The organism is Methyloglobulus morosus KoM1 (assembly GCF_000496735.2).
Lineage (GTDB): Bacteria > Pseudomonadota > Gammaproteobacteria > Methylococcales > Methylomonadaceae > Methyloglobulus > Methyloglobulus morosus.
On sequence record NZ_AYLO01000138.1, the window covers coordinates 1 to 11,484 of the forward strand.

Consider the following 11,484-nt stretch of genomic DNA (forward strand, 5'->3'; position numbering starts at 1 on the left):
TGTGAAGTATTAAGTTTCCGTTCGCCTTGAGCCTGTCGAAAGGCGGTGTGTGCTTCGACAAGCTCAGCACGAACGGTTCAGACATTAAAAGGCCGAATCTATAATATAGCAATCCACACTTTCTTTAGCGGACTATGATAGCGTAGCTTGAAAAGGAGCCCTATACATTCAGCACTGTTAGGCTTCGGACTATTGACCAACCTATTCACCGACCAAGCGGATATTTCAACAACGTGAGTTAGGCCAGTAGCGTTTGTAAGGTTTATTCGTGATTTTATTCAACTAACTGTTGGTATTTCTGCCGAAGTTCATCAAGTCCCAGTTGTAATTCGTAGACTTGCTTTTCCAGGGCTTCGATTCTTTCCCGGTCAGAGGCTTCGGTTTCGATCTCGTCTCTTTGCGTTGTCGACAAAGTAGATGATTGGGGTAAGCCGCTGAATAGGTGGGCATAACGTGATTCGCGTTTTCCGGGCTCGCGGGGAAGCTTGACGACTAATGGCTCTTCCCGGGCCATTAGGCTTGCAAGCTCGGCTTCGACTTCGTTCACATCTCCGAATTTGCACAATCGTTCTGTGCGGCTTCGCAATTCCCCAGGCGTTTGCGGGCCCCGAAGAAACAGTTCGCAAATAATGGCTGTGGCATTCTCTGACAGTTGCAGCGTTCCAAATTCGCTGTTACAGAAGCGATGTTGGTATTTGGTGACACGGCTGCCATAGCCACGACTCACCAGAAATTTTTTAATCAGCCCGTCGACGGTATCTTGTACCGTGACCTCCTTCAATTCCAAAACGGGATCCCGATTGCTTTTTTGGTTGCATGCGTTGACCAGCGCGTTCAGCGAAAGGGGGTACTGGTCGGGCGTAGTGATGGCTTTTTCGATCAAGCAACCGATCACTCGCGTTTCGTAAAGGCTGAGGTTCATCTGCATGGCGTCGATTGGAAATCCTGGGTTAGCGTTGCAGGTTAGTGCGACCTATTGCCGCAAACGCCCTCCCCGCAACTGGGCTTTAAACCTCAATCATAAGCTATTCTTAGAAACCCGACAATAAAGGCAATAGAACGATACAACATGCGACTGTTAAAAAGAAGACTGCGCATAATTTCTTTAATGGCACATTAAGTTATGGTATTCCCCAACCGCTTTTTATCAAGTGGGATCAGGCCTAAAACCCGTCAACGATGGCGATAAAATCATTGGCGCGTTAAAACATATCGAATTGACCATAAAGGAATTTAGCGGTTTTGCCGAATCATTGGAAACGTGAAGCCGCTAACAATATTAAATAAGTAACAGTGCCATACTTATTGCTTGGAGGTATGGCGATGGTAATTGTCACGTTAATTTGTTTGGCGGTCTGGTTTGGTTCGGGGATATTGGTTGAATGCTTAAAGCGTTGGCCGGATTTGTAACGCCTTGGCTAAAAATGCCCCGACTTTAATCATTCCTTGGCGGCTTGAATCTGGCTGTTTAAGGCCCCCACTCGCGGTTTGCCCCATCCTCTCCGAAGCCACTGACCATGAGACCGAATATAATTGACATAGAAGCATCGAACAGCTCGCCAACTTCAAGGTAAATGGCATCGCCAATATCGCCAGTCCGGATTTCCGGGCCTTTGATGTCCATCATAATCCCGATTTGACGACCTGCTTCGTTACAAACCCGTTTGATCTGCTGAATAATCCCTCGCGTCCAATCATGGGTTGCATGTGCCATATTAATGCGGCAAATATCGACCCGCTCGTTGATTAACTGCTTAAGCACCTCATCGGCTGACGTTGCCGGGCCTATCGTAAAAATGATTTTTGTATGACGATAGCGCATTTCCAAAGCTGGATTGTCTAGCATCATGTAGGGCTAGACAAAGATAATTTATGGCTTGTCCCCATATTGGGCTCTTGGTGTAAAGGTTCTGGCGGCTATTTTATAAATAACATTTCCTGATAAGTTGGATAAGGCCATAATTCATCGGCTATTTCGCCCTCAAGCGTATCGGCATACTGACGCACCTCGTCCATCAGCGGACGGATGGTTTTTGCACAGAACTGCATCTGTTCCTCAATGTCAGAAAAACCATGTTGGCTGAGGGCTGTACTGAGTTTGACCACTGCCGCCATCATGGCAGTAAGCAACTCTGCTATCCGGGCCATCGGTTCATTACCCAGTTCGATACCATAGCTTTTTAGGCCGCTAAGGGTTGATGAAAGATGGGCCAGGTATTTGGCTGCGGCGGGGAAAATTCCGGTTTTTGCCATACTGACTACCAGTTTGGCTTCAACTTCAATAGCGAGGATATATTGCTCGGCATAAATTTCGAATCGGCTGGCAAGTTCTACCGGCGACAATACACCCAGTTCGTGAAACAGTTTTTCGATATAAGATTCGCATAAAACAGGTAACGCATCGGCCGCAGTTTTAAGGTTTGCCAACCCGCGTTCCTCTACTGCCATTTTATGCCATTCAGCAGAGTAGCCGTTCCCGCCGAATACGACTGCACCGTGTTGGTCGATTATTTCTTTCAGCGTTTTCAGTATCGCAGTATCGAGATCAGTGCCTTGTGCCATTTTGTCCCCCAACGTATCAGCAACCCAGTTTAGCGAATCTGCCAACATCGTATTCATGGCGACCAGTGGGCCAGCGACCGATTGTCCGGAGCCAACCGCGCGAAATTCAAAACGGTTGCCGGTAAAGGCGAATGGGGATGTACGATTCCTATCACCCGCATCTTTATTGAAAACCGGCAACGTATTGATGCCCAAATCCATAACACCAGCATTTAACGAACCGGTAATCTCGCCGTTACTGATCTGCTCGAACACATTGTCGATTTGTGTGCCTAGGTAAACGGAAATGATCGCGGGCGGCGCTTCGTTGGCGCCTAAGCGATGGTCATTACTCGCTGAAGCGATAACGGCGCGTAATAGCGGGCCGTAAAGGTGGACGCCACGAATGACGGCACCGCAGAATAACAGGAATTGTGTATTGGAATGCGGGGTCGAACCGGGATCGAGTAGATTGCCTTGGGTACTATTACCGACTGACCAGTTGACGTGTTTGCCGGATCCGTTGATACCCTTAAAAGGTTTTTCATGCAGCAAGCAAACCAGGCCATGTTTTTTGGCAGTATGTTTCAAGATCGTCATCAACAATTGCTGATGGTCGGTCGCGACATTAGCCGCTTCAAAAAATGGCGCTATTTCAAATTGTCCGGGCGCCACTTCGTTATGCCGGGTTTTGGCCGGAATGCCCAATCGGTACAATTGCTCTTCAACATCCTGCATGTAGACCTGGACGCGTTCAGGAATAGCACCAAAATAGTGGTCATCAAATTGCTGGCCCTTAGCCGCCGCTACGCCGAACAGCGTTCTGCCGGACAACAGTAAATCCGGGCGAAGGCTGACAAAGTTAGTATCGACCAGAAAATATTCTTGCTCAGCACCACAACTGGAATTAACGGGCGCAATGTCGATATGCCCCAGGATGGATAACAGCCGTTGCGCCGCCTTGTTCATTGCGGCATTGGCGCGCAACAAGGGTGTTTTTTTATCCAGCGCTTCCCCCGTCCAGGATACGAAAACCGTCGGAATACAGAGTGTTGCACCATTATCAGTCGTCATGATGAAGGCAGGGCTGGTCACATCCCAGGCGGTGTAACCACGCGCTTCAAAAGTAGAACGAATACCGCCATTCGGGAAGGATGAACCATCCGGTTCGCCCTGCACCAGCACCTTGCCGCTGAATTCGGAGATGACAGAACCATCACTCTGTACAGAGATAAAGCTGTCGTGTTTCTCAGCCGTCAAATTAGTCAAGGGATAAAAAACATGGGCATAATAGAGTGCGCCTTTGGAAATCGCCCAATCTTTCATCGCCAAAGCCACCACATCGGCAATCGAAACATCCAGTTCAGCACCGGCTTCAACCGTTTTCTTAACCGATTTAAAGACCTCCTTAGGCAGGCTCTCCTTCATCTTGCTTAGCGTAAACACGTCACTTGCCCACAAGCTGCTCAGCGATTCCGGTGTTTTGCCAGGCATAGCTTGACGGTTGACAATGTTTTGAACAGCCTGAACACGGGCGGCATTTCCAGTCATCTTATTTTCCTTAGGCTATATGGGTCTGCTTTTCTATTGCGATTAACAATGAAAAAATCGTCACATAAAGAAACCTCCCAAAGCGATGCTGCAATGGGAGGCGTTAATACAAGCAGAGATATCAGGGGGGTTCTGCTTGAAAGTACAACGACACGCGGTTGAAGAAAGAAAGACAGTGATTAACTGATACGCCTTACCATATTGCTGTAAATGGCGGCACTTGCAAATAATACGGTTGAAACGATGAATTCGCCGGAAGCAAAGCTCCATACACCAATGAGGAAAAGCAATCCAATCAAGATATTTTTATGTAGCGTATTCACGACACACTCCAAATATGGTTAGTGAACAAATGATGGGGCATCGAACAAACTAGATGCATAGCTTAAATTAAGCATCAGTTATGCCAAGTTATTCACCTTCCCTCAGCCATTTAAATTAGCTATTATTTACAATAAGTTATCTTGTTAGAATGCGATGTGCTTGAGGTTGATGTCATCAATTTATTAAAAATATTGGAGTACTAAGCTCAATATATGTGCAATCACGTATTTTTTTTGCACCAAATACTGGCTGGAGCAATCGGATTGGGTATCAAGCCCTGGATATGGGGTAAATCCGTAAATCAGACCAATGTGACGCACGCAATTTGCTAGGAGATGCTTAAAGAATCAAGCAGGGCACTCATTAGCTTAAAATTGAGTGCCGCTCCCTACACATTTTGGACCTTTTTATTATTTAGCTTGAAATATGTGGGTTAGCACAGTATACAAACTAGACAGACAAGGGATTTAAAGATCAAAGGGTTAATATCACCTGCTAGAATAGGCAGCTTTCCTGCTCGCCCTAGATAAAGGAGACTTACTCAGTATGGCTACCCCCATTGATTTAAATGCAGAAAAGCGACAACTATTACGGGAAGCTGCACTCGAGTATCACGAGTTTCCCAGCCCTGGAAAAATAAGCGTCAACCCCACCAAACAATTGTCAAATCAACGCGACCTTGCCTTGGCCTATTCCCCAGGGGTTGCAGCAGCTTGTGATGAAATTGTTGCTGATCCTGGCAATGCCATCAAATATACGGCACGCGGTAACTTGGTTGCCGTCATAACGAATGGAACCGCCGTGCTCGGCTTGGGCAATATCGGCCCGTTGGCCGCAAAACCGGTAATGGAAGGTAAATCAGTTTTGTTTAAAAAATTTGCCGGGATTAACGTGTTTGACATCGAGATTAACGAATCTGACCCAGATAAATTATGCGATGTCATTGCTGCATTAGAACCCACATTTGGCGGGATCAATCTGGAAGATATCAAAGCACCCGAATGCTTTTACGTTGAGCGTAAACTACGCGAACGCATGAAAATTCCGGTTTTCCATGACGATCAGCATGGCACTGCCATTATTGTTGGGGCGGCGATATTAAACGGCTTGAAAGTGGTTGGGAAAGACATCAAACAAAGCAAACTGGTTGTTTCTGGGGCAGGTGCTGCGGCATTGGCTTGCCTGGACTTACTTGTTGATCTGGGCTTCCCTATTGAGAATATTTATGTCACGGATTTGGCAGGGGTTGTGTTCAAAGGCCGTATTGAACTGATGGATCCTGACAAAGCCCGATTCGCACAAGAAACCGATGCCCGCACACTGGCGGAAGTCATACCGGGTGCCGATATTTTTTTAGGCTTGTCAGCTGGCGGGGTGATGACACAAGCCTTGGTCAAACAGATGGCAGACCGGCCATTAATTTTGGCGCTGGCAAACCCGATACCGGAAATCCTGCCGGAGGAAATCAAGGCCGTTCGTACAGATGCCGTCATCGCCACCGGCCGTTCCGACTATCCAAACCAGGTCAATAATGTCTTATGCTTTCCCTACATTTTTCGGGGCGCTCTCGACTGCGGCGCCACCACGATTAACCGTGCAATGGAAATCGCCGCCGTTCATGCCATCGCCGAATTGGCACAAGCTGAACAGTCGGATATTGTCGCCACCGCCTATAACATCAAAAACCTGTCGTTCGGGCCAGACTATTTGATTCCCATGCCTTTTGACCCGAGACTGATGACTAAAATCGCGCCAGCGGTAGCCAAGGCAGCGGAAAAATCGGGCGTTGCCGTTAGGCCGATTGAAGATATGCAAGGCTATATAGGGCGTTTACAACAATTTGTTTATCATAGCGGCGCTTTCATGAAGTCAGTCTTTCAGGTGGCCAAAAATGCGCCACCCGAAAACAAACGCATTGTGTTTGCTGAGGGTGAGGAAGAACGCGTCTTGCGTGCCGTTCAAATCTTGGTCGATGAAAATATCGCCAAGCCGATTTTGATTGGCCGACCGGCGGTGTTGCTTAGCCGAATTGCAAAATTTGGACTGCGTATTAAGCCCGATGTTGACTTTCAGGTCGTTAATCCAGAATACGACGAGAGGTACCGAGATTTTTGGCAGACCTACCTGGAAATGACCCTCCGAAAAGGCGTTAGCGAACAATATGCCAAATTGGAAATGCGCCGCCGCCATACCTTGATCGGCGCAATGCTGATTCATAAGGGTTATGCCGATGGCATGATCTGCGGCACCTTCGGCACAACTACCTTACATCTGCATTATATAGACCAAGTGCTAGGCAAACGGGCTGGCGTGAATGTTTATGCCGCGATGAACGGCTTGATTTTACCTGATCGACAAGTTGTGTTGGTAGATACCCATGTCAATGAAAATCCGACTGCGGAGCAGATTGCTGAAATCACGGTGTTAGCGGCGGCGCAGATGCGCCGTTTTGGCTTGGTTCCCCGAGTCGCATTACTGTCGCACTCTAACTTCGGCACCAGCAACAGTGAATCGGCCCAGAAAATGCGGAAGGCGCTGGGTATTGTCCAAAAACAACTGCCAGACCTGGAAATTGAAGGTGAAATCCATGGCGATATCGCACTCAACTACGATTTGCTTAAAAAATCCATGCCCAATACCAAGTTAAAAGGCAGCGCCAATTTGCTGGTCTTACCGAATATTGACGCCGCCAATATTGCGTACAATCTGCTTAAAACCGCTTCGGGTAACGGTGTCGCAATCGGCCCTGTTTTACTCGGTTGTAGCAGGCCGGTTCATATACTGACACCTTCAGCCACAGTTCGGCGAATAGTGAATTTGGCAGGTTTGTGTGTAGCGGATGCTGTAGAAGAGCAATTGCAGAGCGTTATGAATAACGCCTAATCATTCCTCACTTTCTAGGGGGTTAATGAAGTGGACACCTGTTTAAGTATTGCAAAAATATTGGCGTGCATATTGCTTCTGAGTGAATGTGTCATTAAAACGCGTTTCCAACACCAAAAAACAAATATTTAAGTGCGGTCTTTTGATAGCCTGCACCAGTTTGAAGCGAATAATTAAACAGTTAGCCAAAGGAGTTACGATGCAGTTAGGAATGGTCGGCCTGGGTAAGATGGGAGCCAATATGGTAAGGCGGTTAATGGCTGGAGGCCATCACTGCGTCGGGTTTGATATTAGCAAAGAGAATGTCGAAAACTTGGTCATAGACGGTGCACAAGGAGCTTTTACTTTAGATGAACTCGTGGCATCCCTAACGCCGCCTAGGATAATATGGTGCATGGTCCCTGCCGGCGAATTGACCGAAAAGACCGTTTTGGCCTTATCCGAACTGCTTGATGAAAACGACATTATTATTGATGGCGGCAATTCTTTTTACAAAGATGCCGTTCGCCGGGCAAAACGCCTTGCCGATAAAAAAATCCATTATATCGATGTGGGCACCAGCGGTGGTGTTTGGGGGGTGACGAGAGGTTACTGCTTGATGATCGGCGGGCCCAGGGAGATTGTCCAAACATTGGACCCGATTTTTAAATCCCTCGCTCCCGGCAAAGGTGATATCCCGGAAACACCGGGCCGTGACGATCCGGCCAGCACGGCTGAACAAGGTTATCTGTATTGCGGCCCGGAAGGCTCTGGCCATTTTGTAAAAATGATCCATAACGGTATCGAGTACGGTATGATGAAAGCTTATGCGGAAGGCTTCGACATTATGCGTAATGCCACTTCCACCAATTTGCCTGAAGAACACCGTTATGACCTCAACCTGACAGACATTGCCGAAGTTTGGCGGCGAGGCAGTGTGATCGAATCCTGGTTGCTGGATCTAACGGCGATTTCATTAGCGGAAGACCCTGGCTTATCTAGCTATTCGGGCTACGTAGAAGACTCCGGCGAAGGCCGCTGGACGGTGATGGCGGCGGTGGAAGAAGCCGTCCCAGCCCATGTGTTAACCGCAGCGCTATATTCCCGTTTCCGTTCGCGGCACCAGAATACCTTTTCCGATAAGATCATCTCGGCCATGCGTAAGCAATTCGGCGGACATGTTGAGAAGAAATAAGGTCAACCAACATCTAGAACGCAAATTTACCCGATGCGGCTACCATCCGCCAATAGCGCTTGCATCGCGGCACTTCCTCCCGTTGGGGGTTGCAATGAAAGCGTATCGACCCTTTGTTATATTCCCGGAGCCTAATCGTGCCAGACAGTAAATTTGATAATCCCCTCACCGTTGGGATGAACATAAGCCATGCACCACAACCGTGTACGCTTGTCATCTTTGGCGGCGGTGGCGACTTGACCCGCCGTAAACTGCTGCCAGCTATCTACAACCAAGCATTGGATGGCGAGCTACCCGCAAATTTTGCGGTACTTGGCCTTGCAATCGAGGCTATGGATGATAACCAGTACCGGGACTTTGCCCGCAAAGGCATAGAAGAATTTTCAAGGCAACCTTTGGATCCCGCTTACTGGAAGGATTTTGGGCGGTGTTTGCATTACCTGCATGGCTCGTTCGACAATCCTGACGTTTATGTCCAACTTGCGCAACGGCTAACAGAGATTGAGGCAAATTTCAGCATTCCGGGCAATCGCGTCTTTTACCTAGCAATTCCGCCTGCACTGATCGAAACCTGCGTTTGCCAACTCAAGGCGGCTGGGCTTGTGATGCCTGTTGATGAACATTCCCCTTTTTCCAGGATCATTGTGGAAAAGCCCATCGGCAGGGATCTTGAGAGCGCCCGCAAGGTGAATGCAACCTTGTCCAAGAATTTCCACGAACAACAAATTTACCGCATTGACCATTACCTGGGTAAGGAAACCGTCCAGAATATCCTGGCGATGCGCTTCGGCAACGCTATTTTTGAGCCGTTATGGAATTCAAAGCATATCGACCACGTACAAATCACCGTGGCTGAACAGGAAGGCGTGGGCACGCGGGCGGGTTATTATGACAGTGCCGGTGCACTGCGCGACATGATCCAAAACCATATCCTGCAATTGTTGACCCTCATCGCCATGGAACCGCCCTGGATTATGAATGCCGACGTGATCCGTGATCACCGCCAGGACATACTCAATTGTCTCAGGCCGATCACCCCTGAAAACTTCGACCATCACGTCGTCCGCGCCCAGTACGGGCCGGGCTTCCATCATGGCGAAGATGTGCCCGGTTATCGCCGTGAAGCAGGTGTCGCCCAAGATTCCATTACGGAGACTTATATTGCGCTCAAGTTGTTTATCGACAATTGGCGTTGGGCGGGCGTTCCATTTTACATCCGCACCGGCAAACGCATGCCCAAGCGCGCCAGTGAAATTGCCATCCAATTCAAAAGCGTACCGCCCATTTTGTTCAATGCGAACCACGACCAACCCTTGGAACCCAATGTGCTGGCCCTGAGCATCCAACCGAATGAAGGGTTGTCGTTACGGATTGCGACCAAGTTGCCGGGGGCAAAGCTCAAGATTTTTCCCGTAAAAATGGATTTCCGTTACGGTTCAACCTTCGGTGAACAATCACCGGAAGCTTATGAACGCCTGCTCCTGGATGTCATGGCGGGAGATGCCACGCTGTTTATGCGCCGCGATGCGGTCGAATCCTCCTGGGCGTGGGTCGATAATATCCTTAATGTCTGGGCGAGTAGCCGCACCCGTTGGATTCCTGAGTATGCCGCCGGAACCTGGGGGCCGCTGGAGGCAGACCGGTTGATCGAATCAGACAACCGTAAGTGGCGGATGTTATGACCCAAAAAAATGGCGCTTCAAAAGTTGTGACCCAAGCCCCAAAAAAGGTCAGCATTGCTAATATTGAACCGGAACTAGGCCATTTATGGGCCCAGTTCAATCAAGCGAATAGCGACGGTCACGCAGTTGTGATGCGTGCTTGTATGTCCAACTTGATTATTTTTTGCGATAGCCCGCAAGAAGCGGAAATCATCAACCAGGAAATCGCCGCCATTGTGGATGTCCATCCGGCGAGAATATTATTGCTGCTGGGTAATGGCAAACCCAGCGAAAGCACTATGGAGGCAAATGTCGCCATTTACTATACCGCCCTTGACGATGGCTGGCAGGTGTGTGCGGAAAGGATAGACATTGTTTCAACATCGGCAATGGCTGAGCGTTTACCCTCCGTAGCCCGGTCGCTCTTAGTCGGTGATTTACCGACGACCTTGTGGTGGGCATCACAGCGCCCGCCGCCCACCGCCGGTGAAACGTTCTTTCAATTGGCTGAACTGGCAAACCAAATTATTTACGACAATGTCGGCTGGGTTAACCCTGCCCAGGGTGTTGCTGCCATGACACGTTGGGTTGCCGCACAACAAAACATCCAAATAGTCCATAACCTAGCTTGGCGACGATTTGCAGGCTGGCGTAAATTAATCAGTCAAGTGCTCGACCCGCAGACTGAACCGGACGCTCTTGAATCTTTGCACACTATCGAGATAGCGCACGGACCGCACGCATTACCCATGACTTGGTTATTGACAGGATGGTTAGCCAGCCAGCTTAATTGGCAACCAATTGACGGTAAAAGACTTTCCGATTCCGAATTAGTTTGGCGGTTTAGGAATAATAATCAAGACATAAAGGTGCATGTCACCCGCTTGCCTAAAGGCAATCCGCTGATCTACCAGTTACTTTTTGATTGGGGCAAACCAGCACTTGCGGGTCGTATTTGTTTTAAACGCTTGGACAATGAACGAATTGGCATCTCGGAGGAATTATCCACCGTTCCGCCGCGCGTATTTACTGTACAGGTGCCGGAAAGGTCGACCTTGGTTTCCGCACAACTGGCCCAACGCAATCGGGATAAAATTTTCGAAAACGCCTTGAAGTCATCCAATGCGATGACGGCTGTTTTTCAACAATAGCCCAAATGACCTGGGGTGTTATTTATCGGCCGTCGGAAATTTTAAGCTGCCTATTTGACTAAGAACCATGATATTGCCATTGAATATTAAAATATCTGATTACCAATAAGCTTCAGCCAATTTTAGCAGCCGCCCTGGCATTGGCGGTGTCAAGGCTGATGCATACACTAATCTTGGCACTAACGCATCTAATTGATAG

8 protein-coding genes and 1 pseudogene are annotated in these 11,484 nt (G+C 48.5%); 4 read left to right on the top strand and 5 right to left on the bottom strand.

All coding sequences use genetic code 11. From position 1 onward, the window contains the following. Window positions 1–274: 274 nt before the first annotated feature. The 4 genes from MGMO_RS16695 to MGMO_RS20380 all read right to left on the bottom strand — a co-directional run bounded on the left by MGMO_RS16695 (window position 275) and on the right by MGMO_RS20380 (window position 4,415). Window positions 275–928: a YceH family protein gene (locus tag MGMO_RS16695; RefSeq protein WP_023496246.1), complete on the bottom strand. Its 654-nt coding sequence runs from the start codon at window positions 926–928 to the stop codon at window positions 275–277. A 540-nt stretch (window positions 929–1,468) separates the two neighbouring features. Next, window positions 1,469–1,849, bottom strand: coding sequence for a pyruvate kinase (locus MGMO_RS16700; protein WP_023496247.1), 381 nt, complete (start codon window positions 1,847–1,849; stop codon window positions 1,469–1,471). A 68-nt stretch (window positions 1,850–1,917) separates the two neighbouring features. Further along, window positions 1,918–4,092, bottom strand: coding sequence for a glutamine synthetase III family protein (locus tag MGMO_RS16705; protein WP_023496248.1), 2,175 nt, complete (start codon window positions 4,090–4,092; stop codon window positions 1,918–1,920). 179 nt (window positions 4,093–4,271) lie between these two features. Beyond that, window positions 4,272–4,415 carry a hypothetical protein gene (locus MGMO_RS20380; RefSeq protein WP_200922747.1) on the bottom strand — a complete coding sequence of 48 codons (144 nt, stop codon included), beginning with the start codon at window positions 4,413–4,415 and terminating at the stop codon, window positions 4,272–4,274. A gap of 547 nt (window positions 4,416–4,962) precedes the next feature. On the opposite strand from MGMO_RS20380, the gene MGMO_RS16710 reads away from it, so the two are divergent. The 4 genes from MGMO_RS16710 to MGMO_RS16725 all read left to right on the top strand — a co-directional run bounded on the left by MGMO_RS16710 (window position 4,963) and on the right by MGMO_RS16725 (window position 11,285). Next, window positions 4,963–7,299: an NADP-dependent malic enzyme gene (locus MGMO_RS16710; RefSeq protein WP_023496249.1), complete on the top strand. Its 2,337-nt coding sequence runs from the start codon at window positions 4,963–4,965 to the stop codon at window positions 7,297–7,299. Between the two features lie 199 nt (window positions 7,300–7,498). Continuing rightward, window positions 7,499–8,473 (top strand): phosphogluconate dehydrogenase (NAD(+)-dependent, decarboxylating), encoded by a 975-nt coding sequence (gene gnd / locus MGMO_RS16715; RefSeq protein ID WP_023496250.1) that lies wholly within the window; start codon window positions 7,499–7,501, stop codon window positions 8,471–8,473. A 137-nt stretch (window positions 8,474–8,610) separates the two neighbouring features. Beyond that, entirely contained in the window at window positions 8,611–10,155 is a 1,545-nt protein-coding gene (gene zwf, locus MGMO_RS16720; protein ID WP_023496251.1) for a glucose-6-phosphate dehydrogenase, read from the top strand. Continuing rightward, complete coding sequence (locus MGMO_RS16725; protein WP_023496252.1) at window positions 10,152–11,285, top strand: glucose-6-phosphate dehydrogenase assembly protein OpcA; 1,134 nt, start codon at window positions 10,152–10,154, stop codon at window positions 11,283–11,285. Before zwf ends, MGMO_RS16725 begins: the two co-directional genes overlap by 4 nt. Window positions 11,286–11,384: 99 nt before the next feature. Here MGMO_RS16725 and MGMO_RS20710 read toward each other — a convergent pair. Next, window positions 11,385–11,484, bottom strand: a pseudogene (locus MGMO_RS20710) (IS1595 family transposase); the annotation flags it as partial.